At 67.2% G+C, this 24,555-nt stretch carries 23 protein-coding genes; 11 read left to right on the forward strand and 12 right to left on the reverse strand.

Features of this window, described 5'->3' with window-relative positions:
* Positions 1 to 177: 177 nt before the first annotated feature.
* Entirely contained in the window at positions 178 to 1,716 is a 1,539-nt protein-coding gene (locus tag BM002_RS00715; protein ID WP_175484762.1) for a polysaccharide deacteylase family 2 protein, read from the forward strand.
* A gap of 19 nt (positions 1,717 to 1,735) precedes the next feature.
* Here BM002_RS00715 and BM002_RS00720 read toward each other — a convergent pair whose 3' ends face one another.
* The 4 genes from BM002_RS00720 to BM002_RS00735 form a co-directional block, all read right to left on the reverse strand.
* Positions 1,736 to 2,566 (reverse strand): arginyltransferase, encoded by an 831-nt coding sequence (locus BM002_RS00720; RefSeq protein WP_092776234.1) that lies wholly within the window; start codon positions 2,564 to 2,566, stop codon positions 1,736 to 1,738.
* Between the two features lie 101 nt (positions 2,567 to 2,667).
* The gene (locus BM002_RS00725; protein ID WP_092776237.1) at positions 2,668 to 3,123 is read right to left on the reverse strand and encodes an RDD family protein; all 456 of its coding nucleotides are present in this window, start codon (positions 3,121 to 3,123) and stop codon (positions 2,668 to 2,670) included.
* Positions 3,124 to 3,183: 60 nt separating this feature from the next.
* On the reverse strand, positions 3,184 to 3,606 hold the full coding sequence (locus tag BM002_RS00730; RefSeq protein ID WP_092776240.1) for a DUF2852 domain-containing protein: 423 nt from the start codon (positions 3,604 to 3,606) through the stop codon (positions 3,184 to 3,186).
* A 292-nt stretch (positions 3,607 to 3,898) separates the two neighbouring features.
* Positions 3,899 to 4,333 (reverse strand): hypothetical protein, encoded by a 435-nt coding sequence (locus tag BM002_RS00735; RefSeq protein WP_092776243.1) that lies wholly within the window; start codon positions 4,331 to 4,333, stop codon positions 3,899 to 3,901.
* Positions 4,334 to 4,444: 111 nt separating this feature from the next.
* Here BM002_RS00735 and BM002_RS00740 point away from each other — a divergent pair, with 111 nt between their 5' ends.
* Entirely contained in the window at positions 4,445 to 5,221 is a 777-nt protein-coding gene (locus BM002_RS00740) for a helix-turn-helix domain-containing protein (RefSeq protein ID WP_092776245.1), read from the forward strand.
* Here the strand turns inward: BM002_RS00740 and mnmA are convergent.
* Positions 5,215 to 6,351 carry a tRNA 2-thiouridine(34) synthase MnmA gene (gene mnmA / locus BM002_RS00745; RefSeq protein WP_092776248.1) on the reverse strand — a complete coding sequence of 379 codons (1,137 nt, stop codon included), beginning with the start codon at positions 6,349 to 6,351 and terminating at the stop codon, positions 5,215 to 5,217. The two genes, BM002_RS00740 and mnmA, sit on opposite strands and share 7 nt — an antisense overlap.
* Before the next feature lie 132 nt (positions 6,352 to 6,483).
* Here mnmA and sciP point away from each other — a divergent pair, with 132 nt between their 5' ends.
* From sciP to BM002_RS19590, 5 genes are all read left to right on the forward strand, one after another.
* A complete protein-coding gene (sciP, locus tag BM002_RS00750; RefSeq protein WP_092778541.1) occupies positions 6,484 to 6,762 on the forward strand; it encodes a CtrA inhibitor SciP in 279 nt (92 codons plus the stop codon).
* A gap of 94 nt (positions 6,763 to 6,856) precedes the next feature.
* A complete protein-coding gene (gene ctrA, locus BM002_RS00755) occupies positions 6,857 to 7,567 on the forward strand; it encodes a response regulator transcription factor CtrA (RefSeq protein ID WP_092776251.1) in 711 nt (236 codons plus the stop codon).
* Between the two features lie 202 nt (positions 7,568 to 7,769).
* Positions 7,770 to 10,034, forward strand: coding sequence for an NAD-dependent DNA ligase LigA (gene ligA, locus BM002_RS00760; protein WP_245749081.1), 2,265 nt, complete (start codon positions 7,770 to 7,772; stop codon positions 10,032 to 10,034).
* Positions 10,031 to 12,115 carry an ATP-dependent DNA helicase RecG gene (gene recG, locus BM002_RS00765; RefSeq protein ID WP_092776257.1) on the forward strand — a complete coding sequence of 695 codons (2,085 nt, stop codon included), beginning with the start codon at positions 10,031 to 10,033 and terminating at the stop codon, positions 12,113 to 12,115. The genes ligA and recG overlap by 4 nt, the downstream gene beginning before the upstream one ends.
* A gap of 114 nt (positions 12,116 to 12,229) precedes the next feature.
* Positions 12,230 to 12,355 (forward strand): hypothetical protein, encoded by a 126-nt coding sequence (locus BM002_RS19590; protein ID WP_281243782.1) that lies wholly within the window; start codon positions 12,230 to 12,232, stop codon positions 12,353 to 12,355.
* Positions 12,356 to 12,563: 208 nt separating this feature from the next.
* Here BM002_RS19590 and BM002_RS00770 read toward each other — a convergent pair whose 3' ends face one another.
* Together BM002_RS00770 and BM002_RS00775 are read right to left on the reverse strand one after the other, a co-directional pair.
* Entirely contained in the window at positions 12,564 to 13,967 is a 1,404-nt protein-coding gene (locus BM002_RS00770) for a methyl-accepting chemotaxis protein (protein WP_092776260.1), read from the reverse strand.
* Between the two features lie 37 nt (positions 13,968 to 14,004).
* Entirely contained in the window at positions 14,005 to 14,460 is a 456-nt protein-coding gene (locus BM002_RS00775; protein WP_092776263.1) for an iron-sulfur cluster assembly scaffold protein, read from the reverse strand.
* 67 nt (positions 14,461 to 14,527) lie between these two features.
* Between BM002_RS00775 and hisI the strand changes: the two genes are divergently transcribed.
* Complete coding sequence (gene hisI / locus BM002_RS00780; RefSeq protein WP_092776267.1) at positions 14,528 to 14,887, forward strand: phosphoribosyl-AMP cyclohydrolase; 360 nt, start codon at positions 14,528 to 14,530, stop codon at positions 14,885 to 14,887.
* Here the strand turns inward: hisI and BM002_RS00785 are convergent.
* Entirely contained in the window at positions 14,884 to 15,315 is a 432-nt protein-coding gene (locus BM002_RS00785; protein ID WP_092776270.1) for a GNAT family N-acetyltransferase, read from the reverse strand. The two genes, hisI and BM002_RS00785, sit on opposite strands and share 4 nt — an antisense overlap.
* A gap of 94 nt (positions 15,316 to 15,409) precedes the next feature.
* Between BM002_RS00785 and edd the strand changes: the two genes are divergently transcribed.
* Together edd and eda are read left to right on the forward strand one after the other, a co-directional pair.
* Positions 15,410 to 17,215: a phosphogluconate dehydratase gene (gene edd / locus BM002_RS00790; RefSeq protein ID WP_092776274.1), complete on the forward strand. Its 1,806-nt coding sequence runs from the start codon at positions 15,410 to 15,412 to the stop codon at positions 17,213 to 17,215.
* Positions 17,216 to 17,266: 51 nt separating this feature from the next.
* Positions 17,267 to 17,899 carry a bifunctional 4-hydroxy-2-oxoglutarate aldolase/2-dehydro-3-deoxy-phosphogluconate aldolase gene (eda, locus tag BM002_RS00795; RefSeq protein WP_092776277.1) on the forward strand — a complete coding sequence of 211 codons (633 nt, stop codon included), beginning with the start codon at positions 17,267 to 17,269 and terminating at the stop codon, positions 17,897 to 17,899.
* A gap of 7 nt (positions 17,900 to 17,906) precedes the next feature.
* Here eda and BM002_RS00800 read toward each other — a convergent pair whose 3' ends face one another.
* From BM002_RS00800 to BM002_RS00815, 4 genes are all read right to left on the reverse strand, one after another.
* Positions 17,907 to 19,433: a trimethylamine methyltransferase family protein gene (locus BM002_RS00800; RefSeq protein WP_092776279.1), complete on the reverse strand. Its 1,527-nt coding sequence runs from the start codon at positions 19,431 to 19,433 to the stop codon at positions 17,907 to 17,909.
* 182 nt (positions 19,434 to 19,615) lie between these two features.
* The gene (locus BM002_RS00805) at positions 19,616 to 20,998 is read right to left on the reverse strand and encodes a pyridoxal phosphate-dependent decarboxylase family protein (RefSeq protein WP_092776282.1); all 1,383 of its coding nucleotides are present in this window, start codon (positions 20,996 to 20,998) and stop codon (positions 19,616 to 19,618) included.
* Complete coding sequence (locus BM002_RS00810; protein ID WP_092776284.1) at positions 20,995 to 21,795, reverse strand: isocitrate lyase/PEP mutase family protein; 801 nt, start codon at positions 21,793 to 21,795, stop codon at positions 20,995 to 20,997. Before BM002_RS00810 ends, BM002_RS00805 begins: the two co-directional genes overlap by 4 nt.
* Positions 21,792 to 22,967, reverse strand: a complete 1,176-nt coding sequence (locus BM002_RS00815) for a pyridoxal phosphate-dependent aminotransferase (RefSeq protein WP_092776287.1) — start codon at positions 22,965 to 22,967, stop codon at positions 21,792 to 21,794. The genes BM002_RS00810 and BM002_RS00815 overlap by 4 nt, the downstream gene beginning before the upstream one ends.
* 191 nt (positions 22,968 to 23,158) lie before the next feature.
* Between BM002_RS00815 and cysS the strand changes: the two genes are divergently transcribed.
* Positions 23,159 to 24,526, forward strand: coding sequence for a cysteine--tRNA ligase (gene cysS, locus BM002_RS00820; RefSeq protein WP_092776290.1), 1,368 nt, complete (start codon positions 23,159 to 23,161; stop codon positions 24,524 to 24,526).
* Positions 24,527 to 24,555: the final 29 nt, after the last annotated feature.

Genomic DNA, 24,555 nt, shown 5'->3' on the forward strand with positions numbered 1-24,555 from the left:
TCCGGGTTATACAGGACCAAAGGCCCGGCGAAAGGGTCAAGGCAGAGGCGTCCGAGGGGTTTTGCGATGTTCAAGGGTCTGTTGCTTGGATCGGTGAGTGGTTTGGCATTGTCAGGCCTGTTTTTGGCGGCCGTCTCGCTTGTCGCGCCGCCTCCGGCGCAATTCCCGCAACGCCCCTTGGCCGCACTTCCCGAAGCACCCACCCTGCGCAACCAGGCCGAGGCAACGCCCGTTGTGCCCGAACCCCTGCCGCAACGTGTCGCCGCCGTTCCCGCGCCCGCGCGTGACCCCGCGCCGCGCGGCGCGCAGATCGCCGAGGCCGCCGTGCCCGAAAGCGTGGCCATTCCCCAGGCCAGCCAGTTCAACCGCCCGCGCGAGGATGGGGCCTTCGTTACCCCCACCACCGACAGTCAGCCAAGCAGCGTGGCGCGCGCCGCCCTTGCCCGACCGGTCGCTGTGTCGGTCGCCATCGACGGGCCTGCGCCGCAAACCCGAAGCGCCGATCAGCCGTCATTCGGCACGGTCGCAACGCTGGCCGCCGCCCCCGAAGCCGGAACCGCGCCCAACCTTCCGTCGCCACTGACCGGAGCCGCGCCCAAGACCTTTGCCGAAATCGCCGCGCCCGATCCGGAAACGGACGCCATCCCGGTGCCCCAGCCCGCCGAGGCGTTCGTCGACCCCGTGAAGGCCGCCGAAGTCCTGGCGCTTGAGGATGCCAAGGAGGCGGCGGGGCCGGTGCTGGACCTGGCGCAGGCCCTCGTCCCCGAGCGGCTCCAATTGTCCACCTTGCCCACCGACGTCTCTCCCACGCAGTCGAACGGCGTGCGGCTTGTGACCGGCGACGAGGTGGTGCGGGTGCAACCCGGATCGTCGGGCGTGACCGAATCCGCCGAACTTCCGGCCGAAACGGCGGCGCAAGGCGCCCAGATCACCATCGGCGAGCCGCGCCGCATCATTCTGGACAGCGAACGTCGGGCACAGGAAAGTGCGGCGGACGAAAGCGGGGCCATTGCCGCCGCCGTCACCGCGAGCGGCGCGCCGAACGCCCTGCGCGACAATGCCGCCGATTTCGATGCCAGCGACGAACGCCCTCGGTTTGCGCTGATCCTGATCGATGATCCGGCCGGCGGAGTGGACCGCAAGGCGCTGGCGGCGCTCGACATGCCGGTCACCTTTGCCGTCGATCCGACGCGTGCGGATGCGGCGGCCGTTGCCCGCGTGTATCGGGACGCGGGGCACGAGGTCGTGCTTCTGGCGGATTCGCTCGTGCTTTTCGGCACACCCCAGGATGTGCAGATCGCCGTGACCGGGGCCATGGCCGCCGTGCCGCAGGCCATTGGTGTCCTCGACAGCGCGGATGGCGGGTTCTCGGGAGATCGTGAGGCGCTGGCCAGCATCCTGCCGTCCCTGTCCGAAGCTGGCATGGGCTTTGTGGCCTTTCCCAGTGGCCTGAACTCCGGCGTGACGACCGCCGCCAAGGAAGGCGTGCCGACCGCGACCGTCTATCGCGCCATCGACGACGAAGACGAGACTGCGCCGCGCATCACCCGATTCCTCGACCGCGCGACGTTCGAGGCGGTGCAGGACGGCAGTGTGATCGTCGTCGGCCGGACCCGCCCGGATACGCTGGCTGCGGTTCAAAGCTGGCGGCTTGGCAATCGCGCCGAAAGCGTCGTGGCCGCCCCCCTGTCAGCAGTCCTGACCGCCGAAGACTAGGGTCGTAGACCGCGGCGGCTCAGCTCGCCGTTTCCGGCAGGTCGATGCGCGCCACCTGTTCGGCGATCGGTTCGACCGACAAGGGATGGGTTTCGTCGGCATGGTCCGCCGGATCCCCGAGCGGTTGCCAGACCCGGTTCTTGAAAATCTCGAGCGCCGCGAAATGTGCTTTGTAGCCCATCTTGGGCGACCCGGGCACCCAATAGCCCAGATAGACATAGGGCAGCTTGGCTTCCTCGGCGATGGCGACATGGTCGAGGATGATATGCGTGCCCAGACTGTCGTGGGTCATGTCCGGGTCATAGAACGAATAGACCATCGACAGCCCGTCATCGAGCACATCGGTCAGGCACACGGCCCGCAGGATCGGGGTGCCGCCGGTTTCGCGCGGGCGGTCGTCCCAATACTCGATGACGCGCGTGCGGATCGGCGTCTCTTCGATCATGGCGGCGAATTCGAAGATATCCATGTCCGCCATGCCGCCGTCGGCATGACGTGCGGTCAGGTAGCGGCGGAACAGGGCGAACTGCGCCTCGGTCGCCCAGGGCGACGTGATCTCGCGGCGCAGATGCGCGTTGCGGTTCAACGTCTTTCTCTGGGACCGGTTCGGCTTGAAATCGGCGACCCGCAACCGCGCGGACAGGCAGGCGGTGCAATCGGCGCAGGACGGGCGATAGAGCACGTTCTGACTGCGCCGGAATCCCTGTTTGGAGAGCTTGTCGTTGAGCGCTGCGGCACCCGATCCCTGCAATGCCGTGAACAGCTTACGCTCGCGCCGACCCTCGATGTAAGGACAGGTCTGCGGCGCCGTCACGTAGAACTGCGGCGTCAGCGGTAGGCTGTGGCGCATGGGTTGGGAAACTTTCGCAGCTGCTGTCTTGGGGGAGCCTAGACGAGCGGCCCGGGGCGTCAACGAAAAACACCGTTTCGCCCCGGGGTCGGCTGCTGTCGTCAGAGATCGGCGGGCCGGTTGATGGCTGCGGTGCCCAGGACGAGGTCGGTCAGGCTCTGGCGACGACCGGTCGCAAACATCGCGACGACCGAGGCCAGCATCGGCAGGATGAACACCATCGATGCGTAATAGCCCGCAACGTGCAGGACCGCGTCCCTTGTGTCGAAGCGGAACCCGTCATGGCCGCGAAATTCGATTCCCATCAGGCGCATGCCCCAGGTGGCGGAGCGGTTCGACAGGGTGGCGGTGCGGTAGACAAAGCCGATGGCGACAAAGACGATCGGCCACAGAAAGAACGCGAGGGTGAGCGTGAAGATGCCCGCGAGGATCGTGAAGAATGTGATCAACGCCACATCGACCACCCAGGCGAGAAAGCGCTTGGACAGGATGCCGCGATAGAATTCGGCCTCGTCTACGGGATCAGGCAGTGACGTGGTGGAGATGGCGTAAGTCATTGTTCCAGCTTGTCCTTGAAGGGAAGGGCCCCGCCCGGTTGCGCGGGCGGGGCTTTGGGGTCAGGCGTCGGACGAACGCTCGTCCGTGTTCTTGGCGCGGTCTTCCATGAACTGGTCGAATTCGGCCTTGTCCTTGGCTTCGCGCAGACGTTGCAGGAAGGACTCGAAGGCCTCCTGTTCGTCTTCGAGGCGGCGCAGCATGTCAGCCTTGTAGCTGTCGAAGGCGGCGTTGCCGCTGGTGCGGAAGCGGGCGGGTGTCATACGCCGGGTGTTGCAGGACATCATGGATTTGTTGCCGGAAAACATGCGTTTGCTCCAGATCATATAGGCGACAAGGGCGAGGCCGACGGGCCAGAAGAAGATGAAGGACAGGACCGTCAGGGCAATCCACGCGCCCTTGCCGCGCGCATCGAGCCAGGCCTCGGTCTTCGACAGCCAGTTCCCCGAGGGGGCGGCGGTGGCGTAGGCGGGTGAAGGGGTCATGGGTCTCTCCGTTGTGACGAACCAATGTGAATGTCTTTCACATGAACAGAGATGGGAGCCGCAAACCCCTGCTGCAAGGGCTGTCGGGCCAAAAAGTTAACAGGCTTCACATGTTTTTCGGATTGTTTCGGAAAATCAGTGAATTAGGCGATTCGAACGGGCTTCGTGTCCGATGCGAAAACATGTCACCCGGCGTACACCCCCTGTACACCCCCCGTACAGACGGGGGGTTTTTGCCCCGGCCCGTTAACCTGCGTTTCAATTCGTCACGACAGTCGGAGCAGGGGGCGGGTCAAGTCCGAGCGGCGTCGGTGCGCAAGGCCGGAAGGAGCGGGGCCACCAATACCGCGTAGAAGGCCAGGTTGCCGACGATGTTGAGCGGCGCGCCCGCCATCACCGAGGCCGTGCTGTCCAGAATGAGCCAGGCAGTGAAGCCGGTCATGGCCGCACCGACCACGGCGCGGGGGGCGGCCCGGAGTGCGGCGCCCGACAATTGCCAGAGCGTCACGGCCCAGCCGCAGGTGATGCCCCCCGCGATGGCCAGCACCAGCCGACCCTCGGGCGTGACCAGACCTCCGGCGCCGTTGCGGGGCCAGGTGACGATATCGACAAACAGATGGATCAGCCCGGACAGGGCGGGCAGGGCGGCGAGGGCGGTCAGAACCCCGAACCCCCCGATAATCGCGGCCGAAATGCGCAGGCGGGTCGAAAGCGTGAGAGATGACATGGAAACCTCCGTCGGTTGGGTGGATGGCCCCGGACTCGCCCAGGCCGGGTCAGCGGCGCAATTCCCTCGGAGGTAAGCGACAGGCGGTGCGCTTCGCGGTAAAGAGGGCGCATGAACGATTTCGGACCCGAATTGCGCCGCTGGCGTGACCTGCGGCGGTTGAGCCAGCTGGAGCTGGCGATGGATTGCGGCGTGTCGCCCCGTCACCTGTCGTTTCTGGAAACCGGGCGGGCGAACCCGAGCCGGGACATGATCGAACGACTGGGCGGCGCGCTGGATGTGCCTCTGGAGGGGCGCAACGCGATGTTGCAGGCGGCGGGCTTTGCGGCGCGCCACCCGGTGTCGGACCTGTCGGCGGATCACATGGCGCGGGTGCGCGAGGCCACGCTTCGGATCGTGGACCGGCACGCGCCCTATCCGGGGATGGCGTTCGACGCGGATTGGCGGCTGGTGCGGATCAACGCCGGAGCCGCGCCGATGCTGGCCCCGCTGGGTGTGGGCGAGGGGGACAGCCTGCTGGCGCCGCTGCTGCGGCCCGGGCTTGCGGCGGCGTTCATCGAGAATTGGGACGCCGTGGGCGCGCATCTGCTGCACCGTCTGCGGGCCGAAGTGCGCAGCGGCGGGCCGCGTCCCGCCCTGACCAAAGCGATGGCCGCGCTGGAGGCGGACCCGGTGGTACAGCGCGGGGCGTCACAGGTGACGGACGTCGATCCGGTGATGCCCACGATCTATCGCGCGGGCGACATGCGCCTGGCGTTCTTTTCGACCCTGCTCACCTTTCTGGGTGCGCAGGATGTGGCGGTGCAATCGCTGCGGATCGAATTGCTGTTCCCGGCGGATGCGGAGACCGAGGCGACCTATGGTTGGGCCCGCGGGACGGATCAGTAGCCGCGCCAGATCCAGCCGCCGCCAAAGACGCGCGTCCCATCGAGGTCGTAGAAGACGCAGGCCTGCCCCGGAGAGACGCCTTCCTCGGGGGTGAGGAGTTCGACTTCGGCGAATCCGTCGGCCTTGGGGCGCAGAATCGCCTCGCGCGGGGGGCGGGTGGAGCGGACCTTGACCCCGATGTGCCATTCCTGACGCGACGTCAGCGGTTCGTCCCCCAGCCAGTTGATTTCTTTGAGGGGCACAAGGCGCGTGGCCAGTTCCGATTTCGGACCGACGATGACCTGCCGCGCCTCGGGGTCGAGCCGGACGACATAGAGCGGGTCGGTCAGACCCCCGATGCCCAGGCCCCGACGCTGGCCGATGGTATAGTGGATGACGCCGTTGTGGCGGCTGAGTTCGCGGCCCGTCATATCGACGATAGCCCCGGGTTCACCCGCCCCCGGGCGCAGTTTTTCGATCACCGCGGCATAGTCGCCGTTGGGCACGAAGCAGATATCCTGACTGTCGGGTTTGTCGGCCACCGGCAGGCCGTAGCGCGCCGCCAGCGCCCGCGTCGCCGCCTTGTCGGGCAGATGCCCGAGCGGAAAACGCAGAAAATCCAACTGATCTTCGGTGGTCGAGAACAGGAAATACGACTGGTCGCGGATGGGGTCGGCGGCGCGGTGAAGTTCGGCCTTGGCGCCCATCTTGCGCTGGATGTAGTGGCCCGTCGCCATGCAATCGGCGTCGAGGTCGCGGGCGGTTTCCAGCAGGTCGCGGAACTTGACCCGTTCGTTGCAGCGGATGCAGGGCACGGGGGTCGCGCCGCCCAGGTAGGCGTCGGCGAATTCGTCGATCACCGCCTCGCGGAAGGTGTTTTCGTAATCGAGCACATAATGCGGAAAACCCATGGTTTCCGCGACCCTGCGGGCATCGTGGATGTCGCGGCCGGCGCAGCAGGCCCCCTTTTTCGCGAGGGCCGCGCCATGGTCGTAGAGCTGGAGCGTGACGCCCACGACGTCATAGCCTTCCTCGGCCAGTTGGGCGGCCACGACCGAGCTGTCGACGCCGCCGGACATGGCGACGACGACGCGGGTATCTGCGGGGGCCTTGGCGATCCCGAGGCTGTTGACTTGGGTGTCGAGGGACATGGGTTTCTCCGGCGGAGGTCGCGGTCAGATATAGGAAAATCCGAACTATTCACAAGGCAAGGCTTCACCCGCGCTTAACCGATTGCCGCCAAGACCGCCTCAGATTGAACGGCAAGCCGAATGGAGGGCGCCATGTATCTGAGGAAAGGGCCCGGTCCCCGCATCGTCACGCTGCCCGATGGGACGCAGATGACGCGCGCCGATCTGCCACCCGATGGCACGACGCGTTGGGTCGCCCGTCGCAAGGAAGCGGTGGTGCGCGGGGTGCAGGCCGGGCTTCTGACGCGGGAGGAAGCGATAGAGCGCTATGAGTTGTCGGACGAGGAATTCGACAGTTGGGAACAGGCGATGAATTCGCATGGGACGAACGGGTTGAAGACGACACTGCTTCAGCATTTCCGACAATCTTAATTTGTAAGTTTTTCACGCCCCGTTCATAGTAACGATAAGTTAACCATTTGGGCGAATGCTTGGCGAAGTCCCTGAGACCCTCCCGGAGAGAGCCATGAGAATCCTGCTCGTCGAAGACGACCCCACGACCTCCAAGAGCATTGAAATGATGCTTGGTACTGCGAATTTGAACGTCTATTCCACCGATATGGGGGAAGAGGGGATCGATCTTGCGAAGCTTTACGATTACGACCTGATCCTGCTTGATCTTAATCTCCCCGACATGAACGGGCACGAGGTGCTCAAACAGTTGCGGATGAGCCGGATCGAGACGCCGATCCTGATCCTGTCGGGGTCCGACGATACCGAGAACAAGATTCGCGGCTTCGGGTTCGGTGCCGACGACTACATGACCAAGCCCTTCCACCGCGACGAGCTGATCGCCCGCATCCACGCGATCGTGCGGCGGTCCAAGGGTCATTCGCAGTCGGTGATCCGCACGGGCAGCGTGGCGGTGAACCTGGACGCGAAATCGGTCGAGGTTGACGGCAAGTCGGTTCACCTGACCGGCAAGGAGTACCAGATGCTGGAACTTCTGAGCCTGCGGAAGGGGACGACCCTGACGAAAGAGATGTTCCTGAACCATCTTTACGGCGGCATGGACGAGCCGGAACTCAAGATCATCGACGTTTTCATCTGCAAGCTGCGCAAGAAGCTGGCCGAGGCGACGGGCGGTGAGAACCATATCGAGACGGTCTGGGGCCGGGGCTATGTGCTGCGCGACCCCGAGGAGACGTCTGGCGCAAAGCGACTCGTGAGCGCCTGACGGCAATCAGGACGGGTCGACCAGCCCGGGCGTTCCATACAGAATACGATCGACAAGGCGTGCCGCCGGGACAATGCTCCGGGCGGCACGTTTGTTTTTGCGGATGTCGGTTTTGCGGATCGCCGCGCGCCAGACCTGCGAATCGGTGGAAAGCGCGGCGTGCGGGTCCTATCACGAGGCATCGAGAGTGGGGGACCGGCCATTGGCAGAGCAGCATCAGAAACCCGGTGGCCCGACCGACCCGGTCGATACGCTCGACGAAGCCACGGCGAAGGCGGAACTCGACCGGCTGGCCGCTGAACTGGCCCGGGCCAATGACGCCTATCACCAGGCGGATGCGCCCATCATCGACGATGCGACCTATGATGCGCTCAAGCGGCGCAATGCGGCAATCGAGGCGCGCTTCCCCGACCTCAAACGCGACGACAGTGCGACCGATCAGGTCGGCGCGGCCCCGGCGGATGGCTTCGGCAAGGTCCGGCACGCCATTCGCATGCTGTCGCTCGGCAATGCCTTCGAGGATGCGGACGTGCTGGATTTCGATGCGCGCATCCGCCGGTTCCTCGACCTGGGGCCGGACACGCCGCTGGCCTATACGGCCGAGCCCAAGATCGACGGGCTGAGCCTCTCGCTGCGCTATGAAGGTGGCGATCTGGTCCATGCGGCAACGCGGGGCGATGGCGCGGTGGGCGAGGACGTGACCGCCAACGCCCGCACCATCGCCGACATTCCGACCCGTGTCGCGAATGCGCCCGACGTTCTGGAGGTGCGCGGCGAGGTCTATATGTCCCATGCCGATTTCGCCGCCCTGAACGCGTCACAGGAGCAGAAGGGCGGCAAGGTTTTCGCCAACCCGCGCAATGCCGCCGCGGGCAGCCTGCGCCAGCTCGATGCCGAGATCACGCGGGCGCGCCCGCTTCGGTTTTTCGCTTACGCCTGGGGCGAGCTTTCGATGCCGCTGGCCGAGACGCAGTCGGGCGCCCTCGCGCGGCTGGCGGACCTGGGCTTCGTGACCAACCCCGAGACGGCGCTGTGCGGTGACACGGGCGAGATGCTGGACCGCTACCGCGATATCGCGGCGCGGCGGGCGGAATTGGGCTATGACATCGACGGCGTCGTCTACAAGGTCGACGACCTGGCGTTGCAGGCGCGGCTCGGCTTTCGGTCGACCACGCCGCGCTGGGCGATTGCCCATAAATTCCCGGCCGAAACCGCCTGGACGCGCCTGCTTGGCATCGACATTCAGGTGGGCCGCACCGGCGCTCTGTCGCCCGTCGCACGGCTGGAGCCGGTCACGGTGGGCGGCGTCGTCGTGTCGAACGCGACGCTGCACAACGAGGACTACATCGGCGGGCGCGATTCGAGCGGCGAGGCGCTGCGTGGTGGCATCGACCTGCGGGTCGGGGACCGGGTCGAGATCTATCGCGCGGGTGACGTGATCCCCAAGGTGCGCGATGTCGATCTGTCGGCGCGACCCGAGGGTGCGACCGCTTTCGACTTTCCGCACCTCTGCCCGGAATGCGGCAGCCCGGCCCTGCGCGAACCGGGCGAAAGCGTGCGCCGCTGTTCGGGTGGCCTGATCTGTCCGGCGCAGCGGGTCGCGCGGCTCAAGCATTTCGTGGCCCGGGGGGCGATGGATATCGAGGGTCTGGGCGACAAGGAGATCGAGCGGTTTCACGACCTCGGCTGGGTTCAGGCGCCGGCCGATATCTTCACCCTGCGGGCCCGCCATGGCACCGGGTTGCAGACCGTCGCCAATCTGGAAGGCTGGGGCGAAACCTCGGCCAGCAAACTGTTCGCGGCGATCGACGCGGCCCGGTCGCAGGAATTGTCGCGTGTTCTCTTTGGCTTGGGCATCCGGCACCTGGGCGAAGTGGCCGGGCGCGACCTGGCGCGGCACTTCGGGTCGTGGGAGGCCTTTGTCGCCGCCGTCGACGGGGCCGACCCCGCTGCCCGGGCGTATCGCGCCGCCGAAGAGGCGGTGATCGAAGAACGTCAGGCCGCCGAGGCCGAAGGGCGGCGCGCGAAACTGGCCGACGTCCGCGCGCCGATCTGGGCAGAGGTTCCCGACGACGCGCGCGCCGCCTGGGACGATCTGACCGGGATCGACGGGGTCGGCGCGACGCTGGCGCTGGCCATCTGCGATGCCCTGTCGGCCCCGGCAGAGCGCGCGGCCATCGACGCCCTGCTGCGGGAATTGACGCCCAAGGCCCCCGACGCCATCGCCACCAGCAGCCCGGTCGCGGGCAAGACCGTCGTTTTCACCGGCACGCTGGAAAAGATGACGCGCAGCGAGGCCAAGGCCCGTGCCGAGGCTCTGGGCGCTAAGGTGTCGGGGTCGGTGTCGGCCAAGACCGACATCCTGGTCGCGGGGCCCGGGGCCGGGTCGAAGGCGACCAAGGCCGCCGAGCTGGGGATCGAGACGCTGGACGAAGATGGCTGGCTCGCCCTGATCGACGGCGCATGAGCAGTCGGCCCGAGCTGCTGTTCCCGCTGTTCGCCGGGCTGGAAACCCTGCCCGGTGTCGGGCCGAAGACCGCCAAGTTGTTGGCGAACCTGCACATTGCGACACCGAAGGACCTGTTGTTCACGCTGCCGACGGGGGGCGTGGACCGCGCGCCGGTCGCATCGGTCCGTGATGTCGTGCTGCCGGGGATGGTGACCGTGCCGGTCACGGTCGGGCGGCACAATCCGCCGGCCCGGCGCGGGCTCCCGTACCGGGTCGAGGTCGAGGACGCGAAAACCACGTTTCAGGTGGTGTATTTTCGCGGCTCGGCGGATCTGCATGCGCGCGTCTTGCCGACAGGGCAGAGGCGGATCCTGTCGGGCAAGGTGGAGCTTTATGACGGCGTGGCACAGATGGCGCATCCGGATCATGTTCTGGTGGAGGGGGAGCGTTTGCCCGCGTTCGAGCCGGTCTATCCGCTGACGCAGGGGGTCACGGGCAAGGTCATGGGCAAGGCTGTGGCGGCGGCGCTGATGCGGTTGCCCGATATGGCGGAATGGATCGACGGGGCATTGATGACGGAAAAGGGCTGGCCCGCGTTCGGCGATGCCCTGCGTCAGGCGCATCATCCGGAAGACCCCCGGGACCTGTCCGCCGGGACGGTGGCGCGGCAGCGGTTGGCCTATGACGAGCTCTTTGCGCATCAGTTGACGCTGGCCTTGGCCCGGGCGTCGGATCGGGCGCGGCCCGGGGTCGCGACCGAGGGGGATGGCCGGTTTCGGGCGCGGGTCCTGAAGGCGTTGCCCTATCGGCCGACGAACGCGCAGACGCGCAGCATCGAGGAGATTGCCGCCGACATGGGGCAGGCGCGGCGGATGAACCGGTTGCTGCAGGGGGATGTCGGGTCGGGCAAGACGCTGGTGGCCTTGATGGCGCTTCTGACGGCGGTCGAGGCGGGCGGGCAGGGCGTGATGATGGCCCCGACCGAGATCCTGGCCCGGCAACATGCCGAGGGGTTGCGGCCGCTGGCCGATGCGGCGGGCGTGGTGCTGGAGCTGCTGACCGGGCGCGACAAGGGGCGGGAGCGGCAGGCCAAGCTGGACGCGCTGGCCGCCGGGGACATTCACATCCTGGTCGGCACCCATGCGGTGTTTCAGCGTGATGTGGTTTTTGCCGATCTGCGGCTGGCTGTGATCGACGAACAACACCGCTTCGGCGTGCGACAGCGAATGCTTCTGGGTGACAAGAATGCGGCCTGCGATGTGCTGGTGATGACGGCGACGCCGATCCCGCGGTCGCTGGCGCTGACGCAATATGGCGACATGGACCTGAGCGTGCTGGACGAAAAGCCGCCGGGGCGGACGCCGGTCGTCACCTCGACGGTGCCGGTCACGCGGATGGATGACGTCGTGGCGCGGTTGCGATCGGCGGTGGCGGACGGGCGGCAGGCCTATTGGGTCTGCCCGCTGGTCGAAGAGTCGGAGGTCGTCGACACGACGTCGGCGGAGGAGCGGTTCCGGTCCCTGCGCGCGGCCTTGGGCGAAGGGGTCGTCGGGCTGGTGCACGGGCAGATGGCGCCCGCCGACAAGGATGCGGCGATGGCGGCCTTTGTGGCGGGGCGGACGAGCGTTCTGGTCGCCACCACGGTGATCGAGGTGGGGGTGAACGTACCGAATGCGTCGATCATGGTGATCGAGCGGGCGGAGACCTTCGGGTTGGCACAGTTGCATCAGCTGCGCGGTCGGGTCGGGCGGGGGGCCGCGGCCTCCACCTGCCTGCTGCTGTACAAGCCGCCCTTGGGTGAGACGGCGGAGGCGCGCTTGCGCATCCTGCGCGAGAGCGAGGACGGGTTCCGGATTTCCGAGGAAGATCTGGTGCTGCGCGGGGCGGGGGATGTCATCGGGACGGCGCAGTCGGGCTTGCCACGGTTCCGTGTGGCCGATCTGGAACGGCAGGCCGGGCTCATGGAATTGGCCAGCCGGGATGCCCGCGCGCTTCTGGCGTCGGACCCGGGGCTGGAGGGGGCGCGGGGCAAGGCCGCGCGGATGCTGCTGTGGCTGACCGAACAGGACCGCGCCTTGCGACTTTTGTCCGTTGGTTGAGGACGATAAGCGGAACAAATGCAGTTTGTTCGCTAATGTTCTTAAAAAGTTCTTTACTTCGGAAAGCCGGTGTGAGAACAAAGTGACAACAGAGCAGCAAGCAAGGAGGTCAAAATGGCCCGCAAGTTCAAGAACACCTGGACCCGCATCGAGCGTGATCCGATCACCGACGTCCTTGGTGGGATCTGGCTCGTGACCTTGCTGCTGAGTCTTCCCTATCTACCGGGCTTTTTGGCCTGACACCCCCGTTTTCTGCCCGCATCCCTTCGCTTTCGGATTGATCCCAGGTCTCCCCATTCCCCAGATCAGTCCGCGGTCGTCGAACTCCCCCGTGCGATGACCGCGATGCCGAGACGATTTCTGCCCCGAAATCCGGCCACTGCCCGAGCGTTTTCCGGGATGCAACTTCACCCGCCGCCTCCGACATTCGGAGTGCGGCGGTTTTTTTTCAGGTCCGATAGCCGAGGCGCAGGCCACCCCAATGGCGGCCGCGCACCATGATCGGGACCGAGATATCCTTCATCATCACCATGCCTTCGGCGCCCATGTCCCGGCGGTAGACCTGCATCAGGAAGGGCGCGCGGTTGGCACCGGCCCTTTGGCCCGTCCGGTCGTTGAAGATGCGACGGTTGCGCGAATTGGCCGCGTTCCACGCCGGGTCGCTTGTCTGCGGTTTCGAGAAGCGGGCATTGTGCGTCGCGATGTAGCCGTGACGATCACAGGGCGCGCAGAACGTGGTTCGTTCGTCGTAGTTCAATGCCTCTTCGATGATCTGCGGGACGACGCGGTCGGTAAAGGCGGTGTGCGGGGCCATGTGCTGCTGCGGATTGGTCCCGGGGATCGGATCGTGCCGCAGATCGAAGAGCGCAGCCGCCGTGATGCTGCCATCCGACAACCCCGCCTCGAAGGCGGCTGAAATCCGGGCCGCGACCGACTTTGCATGGTCGATGAATCCCCCGTCTGCCTTTGACGGCTCGACCTCGGCGGCCCGTTGCAGAAGGGATTCGCAACTGTCCATCATCTGCCCGGCCCGGTTTCGCGCCTCGCTCACGTTGGTGGCCATCTGGCGGGCGCTCGATTCGATGATGTCGCTGCTGGCGCGCGCCTCTCCTTCGGATTTCACGAGGCGGGTGACCGTCGCGTCCATGTCTTCGATCCGGGCGCGGGCGGCGGTCATGTCGGCGGCGATCCCCTCGACCGAGGTCCTGGTCTGTGCAGCAATCGCCATGCCCGCGGTGAACTCGGGCGCCATCGCCTCGCTCTCCTGGCGCATGTCGCGGGTCCAGTCCTCGAGCGAAGCAATCGATGTGGCGATTCCCGAAGCCGCGACGGCGGTCTTGCGCGACAGGTCGTTGACCGCCTCGGCCACGACGGCAAAACCACGTCCGGCCGCCCCCGCGCGCGCCGCCTCGATCGACGCATTGACGGCAAGAATGTTCACCTGTCGGGCGATGCGGGCAATTTCGCGGTTGCTCGCCACGATCTCGCGCAGGACCTGGTCCAGTTTTTCGGTGCGCGGCGCGATGCTGGCCCCCCATTCGGACAGCCGACTGTAGCGCGCGCCATTGGCAGTAATCGCCTCCAACCGCTCCTGCGCCGCCTTTTCCGTGGCCTGCGCGGTGCCGTGCAATCCGACGAAGCCCGTCTTGAGGGTGTCGATGGCCGCCTCGACCGCTTGCCCGGCACTGCGCAACGTCTCGAGCTGGACGAGGTTTGCCTGGGCGGTCTGATCGATACCGTCGATGAACGCATTGAGATCGCTGACCAGATAGCCGAGCGGCGCGATCTGGTCGGTAAGACTGCTGTTGTCGGCCAGCTCTGGGCGCGCGATTCGGGTGACGGTCTGTTGCATGAAACCTCCGGCTTTCCGGCGGCGTATCAGTCACGTCTTACTGCGCAGTTAATGTGCGCCCGGACATTTCGGTCAAACCTTCGACCGCAGCCTCGAGCGCGAGCAGGATCGAGGCGTGCCGATTGCGATAGTCGCGCGCCGGGAGCAATACCTCGAGGCCCTCGAAGGGCGCGTCTGGCACCGGGCCGTCCGACTGCAGCATCGCGCGCAGCTGATCGCGCGCGGCGACCACATTGTCCAATGTCTGCCCGACGATCACGCGGCCCACAACCGACGCCGCCGCCTGACCAAGGGCGCAGGCCTTCACGTCCTGCGAATAGCCGGTGATGCGGTCGCCGTCGGTCGTCAGCGATACGGTGACGGTCGACCCACAAAGCGGCGCCCGCCTGCGCACCGTGGCATCGGGATTCGCCAGAGGCTCGGTCGCGGGCATGTCGGCGGCCAGCGCCAGAATGCGCCCCGAATAGAGCTTGATGAGGTCGACGTCGGACATCGGGCTTTCCCTGCGTGGCCAGGACCCTTAGGTAGCGGTCCGGTCCCCGTTTGCAAAGGTGCGCCCCATGACCTTCGACCCTGCGACCCTGCGGTATGATGACCGCGGCCTGATTCCCGCCATCGCCCAGGATCACGCGACGGGCGAGGTTCTGATGATGGCCTGGATGAATGCCGATGCCGTCGCCCGGACGCTTTCGACGGGGCGCGTCACCTATTGGTCGCGGTCGCGGCAGGCGTTCTGGGTCAAGGGTGAGACGTCCGGACATGTGCAGCGGCTGGTGGAATTGCGCCTCGATTGCGACCGCGATTGCCTCCTGCTCAAGGTCGATCAGACGGGGCCTGCCTGTCACACGAACCGCCGGGTGTGTTTCTACATCCGGGTGCAGGACGGCCAGGAAGTGGAGTTGATGGCGCCCGAGGCCTAGAGAGCCTTCCGAAAACCCCAGAAGGTCGGGGCGTTGAAGGCGTAACCCGCTGCGACATATGCGGATTTCGCGGTTTCGTTTCCCACGTGCGCGCCGATGACCATATAGCTGCATCCCCGGGCGCGTGCGCTCGCTTCGGCGGCGGCAATCAGGCGTCGGGCATGGCCCTGGCGGCGGAACCGGGGATCGACGAACAAGTGGTGCAGGTCGGCACCTCGTTCGCCGTCTTGCGCCTTGGCGTGCCGCTGCACGAGGGCGTAGCCGACCAGGGGCGCGCCGACCCCGACCCCCCAGAACCAGTCGTCGTCAAGATCGCGGGACAAGGTCGCGACCGTGGCCCCGGACACGTCCCCGTGGTGGGCGGCAAGGCCCTGAACCAGCGGCAGCAGTTCGGCGGCGTCCAGAGGGGTCAGGGGGCGAGGCGTCATTCCGCAGGAAGGCCATTCGCCGCATCCGAATACAAGAATATTGACTTGAACCGTTAGCGCTAACGGTGCATTTGATCAGGTAGGAGGATCAGCCATGCCACTCGACAGCCGCCTCGAAGCCATTACCGACCGGATCCGCGAACGATCCCGCGACAGCCGCGAAGGCTATCTCAGACGGATGCGCAATCAGGCGCAGAAGGGCCCGCGTCGGGCGCATCTGACCTGTGGCAATCAGGCCCATGCCTATGCCGCCATGGGCGACCAGAAGGATGATCTGGTGGCCGAACGGATGCCCAACATCGGGATCGTGACGGCCTACAACGACATGCTGTCCGCCCATCAGCCCTATGCCGACTATCCCGACCGGATCAAGGCCGCCGCCCGCGCCGCCGGGGCCACGGCGCAGGTCGCGGGCGGGGTGCCCGCCATGTGTGACGGCGTGACCCAGGGCCAGCAGGGGATGGAGCTTTCGCTGTTTTCCCGCGATGTCATCGCGCTGGCCGCCGGCGTGGCGCTGTCACACAACACTTTCGATTCCGCGCTCTATCTGGGCATCTGCGACAAGATCGTGCCGGGTCTGGTCATCGCCGCCGCCACCTTCGGCTATCTTCCCGGTCTTTTCGTGCCGGCCGGTCCCATGGTTTCGGGAATGCCCAACGAAGAGAAATCCCAGGTGCGCCGCGACTTTGCCGAGGGCAAGGTGGGGCGCGAAGCCCTGATGGCCGCCGAGATGGCGTCGTACCACGGGCCCGGTACCTGCACCTTCTACGGCACCGCGAACACCAACCAGATGTTGATGGAGTTCATGGGGTTGCACCTTCCCGGTGCGTCCTTCGTCAACCCCGGCACACCGCTGCGCGATGCGCTGACCGACGCCGCCGTCAAACGCGCCGCCGCCATGACCGGGCTTGGCAACGACTACACCCCGGTCTGCGACGTGCTGGACGAGAGGGCCTATGTAAACGGCCTTGTCGGGCTGATGGCCACGGGCGGGTCCACGAACCTCGTGTTGCATCTGGTCGCCATGGCCCGCGCGTCGGGGGTGCAGCTGACCTGCGGCGACTTCGATGCCGTGTCCGAGATCACGCCGCTCATGGCGCGCGTCTATCCCAACGGGCTGGCCGACGTGAACCATTTCCATGCGGCGGGCGGGCTGCCCTTCATGATCGGGCGGCTGCTCGATGCGGGGCTCCTGCACGAGGACGTGCAGACCTCGGCGGGCAAGGGGCTTTCGGCCTATGCGCAGGATCCCAAGCTGTCGGGTGACCGCCTGACCTGGGAACCCGGCCCGCGCGACAGCCTCAACGACAAGATCCTGCGCACCCCGACCGAGCCCTTCGCGGCCTCCGGTGGTCTGAAGCAGGTTCATGGAAATCTTGGCCTCGGTGTCATGAAAATCAGTGCGGTAGCGCCCGAACTTCATGTGGTCGAAGCCCCGGCCCGGGTGTTTCACACCCAGGATGCCGTCAAGGAAGCCTTCAAGGCCGGAACCCTCGACGGCGATCACGTCATCGTCGTCCGCTATCAGGGGCCGCGCGCCAACGGCATGCCTGAACTGCACGGCCTGACTCCGATCCTGACCGTCCTTCTGCAACGGGGCCACAAGGTCGCGCTGGTGACCGACGGGCGGATGTCGGGCGCCTCGGGCAAGGTGCCGGCTGCGATCCACGTCGCGCCCGAAGCACTCGACGGTGGTCTCATCGCCAAGGTCGAGGATGGCGACATCATTCGCGTCGACGCTGCGGGCGGTCGTCTTGACGTTCTGACCGAGGGGGTCGCCGACCGCACGCCGGTGCAACCCGATCTGTCGGGCAACGAGTTCGGCTTGGGTCGCGAGCTGTTCAGCATCTTCCGGTCCACCGCCGGACGCTCCGACACCGGGGCAGGTGTGGTCATCTGATCTTCTCTGCTTCACAAATACTCAAATCCGACGCCAGCCAGAGGCCCGCCCATGACCCCGCAAGACCAATCGAAAGCCGCCCGCGACATCGCCGGGCGCGCGCCCGTCATACCCGTTCTGGTGCTGGACGATGCCGCCCATGCGCGCCCCCTGGCCGAGGCGCTGGTCGCGGGCGGATTGCCGGCCTTGGAGGTGACGCTGCGCACGCCTGCGGCCCTCGACTGCATCCGCGCCATGGCCGAGGTGCCGGGCGGCATGGTCGGTGCGGGCACGCTGCTGACCCCGGCGGACGTCCGGGCGGCCAAGGCGGCGGGGGCGACCTTCGGCGTGTCGCCCGGTGCGACCGACATCCTGCTCCAGGCCTGCATCGACGAAGATCTGCCGCTTCTGCCAGGTGCTGCCACCGCGACCGAAGCCATGGTCCTGCTGGAAAAGGGCTTCGACATGCTGAAGTTCTTCCCTGCCGAGGCCTCCGGCGGCGCGCCCGCGCTCAAGGCCATCGGCGCCCCCATTCCCCAGATCACCTGGTGCCCCACGGGCGGTGTGAGCCTGGCCAACAAGGCGGGCTATCTTGGTCTGTCAAATGTCATCTGCGTCGGCGGCTCTTGGGTGGCGCCGGCCGACAAGATGGCCTCGGGCGACTGGGCCGGGATCGAGACGCTGGCCCGCGAGGCCCGCGCCTAGTCCACCCCTAGACCAGCAAGGGAAACCGGGCGCGCAGCGCCGCCTTCAGGTCGGCGGGGAAATCGGCGGGGTTCGGCCCTGCCATGATCTCTTCCCGCCGGGCCCGGGCCCGCGCCACCAGATCGGGCCGCCCGGCTTCCGCCCATTCCTTCGGGCTGCGCCGACAGCCGAGCGTGGGATAGACGTATTCGCTCTGCATCACAGACAGGGTCGATTGCGTGCCAAGGTAGTGCCCCGGCCCGCCAATGCAGACCTGCCGCATCGCGTCGAGCGACAGGCTTTCCTCCGTCACCTCCACGCCCCGCACACAGCGCAACGCCGCGCCGATCATGTCGTCCCCGAGGATCAGGCTTTCGGGGCAGAACCCCATGAGCGAGCCGTGCATTCCCGCCGCCTCATAGACCATGTTGAGGCCCGCAAGCCCCGCCATGACGTCCGACATCCCCTGTTCCCACCCCGCCTGCATGTCCGGCAGCTTCGCGTCCGCCATCCCGGCCGCCGCTCCGCCGGGCAGGCCATAGAATCGCGCCATCTGCGCACAGGCGGCGGTCAGCAGGGCCTGTTCGCCCGACCCGCCCGACATCGCCCCGGTGCGCAGGTCCGACACGAAGGGCCAGGTGCCGAAGATCGCCGGATGCCCGGGCCGCAGGGCGTTCACATAGACCACCCCGGCCAGGCATTCCGCCACCGCCTGCATCACCGCGCCCGCCAGCGGGGCCGGTGCCGTGGCCCCCGCCTGTCCCGCCGACAGAAGGAGGACGGGAAGGCCGCCGTGGATGCAGGCCTCCATCACCTGACAGCTCTCGAAGGCGAACCGCATCGGCGGGACCACGAAGCAGTTGGAATTGCTGACGAAGGGGCGCGCGCGGAACGCCGCCTCGCCGCCCGCCGCGGCATAGAGGTAGTCGAGGCACATCGGCACAGTCTCGGCGCTGCAAAAACTGGTGCCGACGTGCTTGGTCGTCCCGGTCAGGCAGGCGTTCAGCGTGTTCAGGTCCAGACACTGATCGTTGGGCATGTCGCGCGCGACCATGGGCCGTTGCAGGAAGTGGATGTTGTCGAGCGCCTGGACCAGCCGCGCCGCCTCGTGCAGGTCGGCAAGGCTGCTGTCGCGGTAATCGCCGGTCAGGGCATCGACCACGCTGACCGCGGCCCCCGCCGTGCCGAAATGGACGCGCGTTCCCGACAGGGTCAGGTCGTGGGCCGGGTCACGGGCGGCCAGCGTGATGTCCCGGGCGGCGAGCGCCAGCATCTCTTCGACCACGTGGCGCGGGAACCGCAGCCGACCGTCATCGCCCAGAATGGCCCCGACCCGCGTCATGGCGGCGACGCCCGTGGGCGGGGCACCGGACAGGCCTATCTCCTCCAGCGCCGCCAGGGCGGTTTCGTGGATGCGGGTCACCTGCGCTTCGGTCAGCGGGGCATAGCGCCCGCCCGAAAGCCCGGGTCGCACGGGCCGCAGATCGTCGGGCAGGGCGGCGGCCCGCGCGGCCTGTCGCGCGGCACGTCCACCGGACCGATGGGGTTTGTTCATTGGGCTCTCCGTGGGATCAGGGCAGGGGCGAACTCAATCGCCCGCTGGCCGACCCCGGGCCGCACGACCCCGCCGCGCTCCGATGATGCGCAGGACAAGAAGATATGCAGTCGCGGTTTCCATGGTCGAAGGATGTCGCGGGCGGGCCTCCCCGTCGCGCCCGTTTGCGACGCGCGCGGGGTTCACAACAGGTCGCGAATGACCTCTGCCGTAGCCATCACGTCGTCGCGCGTGCAATCCCAGGTGCCACAGGTGAAGCGGATGACGAACCGCCCGGCATGGCGCGTCTGGGTCAGATAGATGCGCCCGTCCGCGTTGATCCGCGTCAGCAGCGCCTCGGTTGCCGCATCGCCCTGGGTCAGCGCGAAACTGAACAGGGCAAGGCGCGGGTCGGTCACCACCTCGACCCCCGGAATCTGCGCCAGAACTCCGGCCAGCTCTTCGGTCCAGGCGACGTGGTTGCGCAGCCGCGTCCGCAGGCCGTCCAACCCATAGGCCCGCAGCACGAACCACAGTTTCAGCGCCCGGAACCGCCGCCCGAGCGGCAGGGTCCATTCGTTGAAATTGGGCGCGCCTTCGCCCTCCAGCGTCTGAAGGTAGTCGGGGCGCAGCCCAAGGGTGTTGATCTGGGCCACCGGGTCGCGCAGGAACTGCACCGCGCAATCGAACTGCGCGCCCAGCCATTTGTGCGGGTTGAAGACGATGCTGTCGCACCCCTCGGCCCCCGCCCAGAGGGGCCGGAACTCGCGGCAGATCATCGCGGACCCGGCCCAGGCCGCGTCGACATGGGTGTAAAGGTCGTGGTCGCGCGCCACCGCCAGACCGGCGGCGATGTCGTCGAAGGCCCCGACACCCGTCCCGCCCGAACAGAAGACGACCCCGATGGGCAGGCGCCCCGCCGCCTTGTCCGCCTCGATTGCCTGGCGCAGGGCCTCCGGGTCCATCGACAGGTCGTCGCGGGTCGCGATCTTGACGAGGTTGTTCTGGCCGATTCCCGCCAGTCGCGCGGCCTTGTCCACCGACGAATGGGTCTGCGCGCTGGCATAGAGGCGCATCACCGGCGCGCCCGACAACCCCTCGGTCAGCCCGCGAAAGCCAAGCGCGCGTTCCCGCATCGTCAGCACGGCACAGAAGGTCGCCGTGGTCGCGCTGTCGTGGATCGTGCCGGTGAAATCCTCCGGCAGGGCAAGGGCGCGGCGCAGCCAGACCATCATCGCCTGTTCCAGCTCGGTCGCGGCGGGCGAGGTCTGCCACAGCATCCCCTGCGCCCCGATCCCCGCGATCAGCTGTTCGGCCAGCATCGACGCGGGCGAGGCATTGGCCGGGAAATAGGCGAAGAACCGGGGATGCTGCCAATGGGTCAGCGCATCGGGGATCAGCCGCGCGAAATCGTCCCAAATGGTCTCCATCCCCTCGGGCGTCTCGGGCGGCGTGTCGGGCAATTGCGCCAGAAGGTCACCGGGCCGGATCTGTGCCCGCACGGGCCGGTCGCGCAGGCCCGCGTGGTAATCGCGCACCCAAAGGGCGGCGCGCGCGGCCCAGTCGGGCAGGACGTCGTGGTTCATTTCGCCTTGCCGCCCGCCGCCAGATAGCCGTCGACCTCGCCACTGCCGATCCCGCCCAGATTGCTGAAATCGCCGACCCCGAACATCGACCGTCCGGCGTCGCGGATCACCTGATGCGTGGCCCGCGCCAGCGCGGAGCCGAGCGAGATGCGTGCCACCCCTGCCTCTGCGAATTCCGCCTGCGTCACTTTTGTCCAGGGTCCCGCCGCCAAGGCGTTGACCGGGGCCGTGACGGCGGCGGTGATGGCGCGCAGGTCGGCCATCTCGCCTGGCATCGGGCAATAAAGCACATCGACGCCAACCGCCTCGAAGGCCTGCAACCGGCGGATCGCCTCCTTCAGATCATAGGCGCCGTGCATCACCCCGTCGGCCCGGGCGCAGAACATGAAATCGCGCGGCGCGGCCTCGGCCGCCGCCTGCATCCGCTCCACCGACAGGTTGAAATCATAGGGTGTGCCGTCTCCCGCCACATCCTCGATGCAGCAGCCCGCCAGCCCCGCCGCCACCGTCCGCCGCACCGTTTCGGCGCAATCGGCGGGCAAGGGGCCGAACCCGTCCTCCAGATCCGCCGACACCGGCACGGGCACATGGGCCGCAAGGTCGACCGCATGGGCGATCGCCTCGTCCCGCCCGACCCTGCCGCCATCGGGCAGCCCGCGCGTGAAGGCATAGCCCGCCGATGAGGTGGCAATCGCCTGCGCCCCCAGGGCGACCAACATGCGCGCCGACCCCACGTCCCAGGCGTTGGCCAGGATGAAGGGCGCGCCGGGTTGGTGCAGATTGCGGAAAGATGTCATCGGGAAAGCTCCTGAGCAAAGGTGAGAAGGGTGTCGAGCGCGGCCAGCAGATCGTCATCGGGCAGGGTCAGCGCCAGCCGCACATGACCCGCCGCCGCCGCGCCGAAACTCTCGCCCGGCATGACGGCCACATGTTTCGTTTCAAGAAGTTGCAGGGCGAAGTTCACGCCGCTCAACCCGGTCGCGCGCACGTCCAGCATCAGATACATCGCCCCGCCCGACGGAATGACGCCGACCGCCTGCTGCCCCGCGATCCGCGCCAGGCACAGGTCGCGCCGCCTGCGGAAGGGTGCGGCCACCCCGGCCTCGAACCCCTCGCCAAGGGTCAGCGCATGGAGCGTCGCGTCCTGGATGTATCCCGGCGGGCCATAGGTGGTGGTATTGGCCAGCGCCGAAACCCCGGCGATCACCGCCTCGGGCCCGATCAGCCAGCCGATCCGACTGCCCGTCATCGCGTGGCTCTTGGACATGGACCCCGCGACCAGAACGCGCTCCGCCATCCCCGGAACGCTGCGAAGGCTGCGGTGCGGGCCGGTCCAGCATTGGGTGTCGTAAACCTCGTCCGACACCACCCACAGGTCGCGGTCACGGGCGACCCTCGCAATCCCCTCCAGAACCGCGTCCGAATAGACCGCGCCCGTCGGATTGTTGGGCGAATTGATCAGGAGCGCGCGCGCCGCCCCGGTGCAGGCCACCAGAAGATCGGCGGCGCGCGGTTGAAACCCGTCTTCGGGCCGCGCGGGCACCGGCACGGGCCGCCCGCCCGCCGAACGCACGGTGCCCGGATAGCTGGTGTAATAGGGGTCGGGGAACAAAACATCGTCCCCCGGATCGATCCCGGCCATCAGCGCTGCGAACAGCGCGAATTGCCCGCCCGGCACCACGGCCACATTGTCGCGCGTCGTCGGCACGCCGGTCCGCGCTGCCACCCGCGCGGCAATCGTATCGCGCAGGGCCGGGCTGCCGGTCAGATGGGCATAGCCGGTGTTGCCGCCCCGGGCCGAGGCGTCCATGACCTCCAGAATGGCAGGGTCGGTGCGGCGGTCGTGTTCGCCGATGGTCAAATCCAGCACGGGCACCCCCGCCGCCTTCATCTCGCGCGCACGGTAATAGACCGCCCAGCCGTTCCCGCCGGCGGTCAAGGTCTGGATGCGCGTGGAAAGCCGTGTCATGGCCGCCACCCGACACCCGGTGCGCGGCGGTGTCAAACCCTTGGCAGACGGATCGCCGCGTGCTAGGCGGCGCGGATGGGCCACTGCTTCTGCATCATTTGCATTTCGACCGCCCGCTGAGGATTTCGGCGGGCATGGGTGCCCGCGTGTCCGTCCCGGCCCATTTCCGCACCACTTGAGGAGAGGCCCGGATGACACGGACCGACAGCATTCCGACCCTGCGCCTGCGCAATTCCCTGACCCGGCGGGTCGAGGATTTCGTGCCCATCGACCCGTCGAATGTGCGCCTCTACCTCTGCGGGCCGACGGTCTATGACCGCGCCCACCTAGGGAATGCGCGCAACGTGATCCTGTTCGATCTGCTGACGCGGCTTCTGCGCCACGACTACGGCGCGGACGCCGTCACCTACGTGCGCAACGTCACCGACGTCGAGGACAAGATCAACGAGCGCGCCGCCGAAACGGGCCGCGAGATCCGCGACATCACCGACGAGACGCTTGGCTGGTTCCACGACGACATGGGCGCGCTCGGCAACCTGCCCCCCGATCACGAGCCGCGCGCCACCGACTACATCGGCGAGATGGTCGAGATGATCGAGGGGCTGATCGCCTCCGGCCACGCCTATGCCGCCGAGGGACATGTGCTGTTTTCGGTCGGCTCCTACGAGGGCTATGGCAAGCTGTCGGGCCGCTCGCTCGACGACATGATCGCGGGCGCGCGGGTCGAGGTCGCGCCCTACAAACGCGACCCGATGGACTTCGTCCTCTGGAAACCCTCCGCCGATGACGAACCGGGGTGGGAGACGTCGATCGGCTACGGCCGCCCCGGCTGGCACATCGAATGCTCGGCCATGTCGAAGGCCCTTCTGGGGCCGTCCTTCGACATCCACGGCGGCGGCAACGACCTGATGTTCCCGCATCACGAGAACGAGCGCGCGCAATCCTGCTGCGCTGATCCCGGCGCGGGCTTTGCACGGGTCTGGCTGCACAACGAGATGCTGCTGGTCGAGGGCAAGAAGATGTCCAAGTCCTTGGGCAACTTCTTCACCGTGCGCGACCTGCTGGACAAGGGCGTCCCCGGCGAGGTGATCCGCTTCGTTTTCCTGTCGACGCATTACTCCAAGCCGATGGACTGGACCGATGCCAAGGCCCGGGAGGCGGAGGCGACCCTTCGCAAATGGCGCGCCCTGACCGAAGAGGGCGGCACGCCGGATGAGGCGGCGCTGGCCCATCTGCGCGACGACCTGAACACGCCCGGCGCCATCGCCGAACTCCACCGCCTGGCCAAATCCGGGGAGGGGGCAACGCTCGCGGCGACAGCGGCCGTGCTTGGGCTTCTCGGCGACGACATGGGGGCATGGGTCGGCGGTGGCGACGATGCCACGGTCGAGGCCATCCTCGCCGCTCGCCTCGCCGCCCGCGCCGACCGCGATTGGGCCCGCGCCGACGCTCTGCGTGACGCGCTCGTGGCGGCAGGGGTGGTGGTGACCGATGGCAAGGGCAAGGGGTGGGAAGCCGGTCCCGGTTTCGACCCCGCCAAGCTGGAGGGCGTCTTGTGATCACAAACACGTCCGACGTAGATCACCCG

The organism is Jannaschia pohangensis, assembly GCF_900113875.1.
Classification (GTDB): domain Bacteria; phylum Pseudomonadota; class Alphaproteobacteria; order Rhodobacterales; family Rhodobacteraceae; genus Jannaschia; species Jannaschia pohangensis.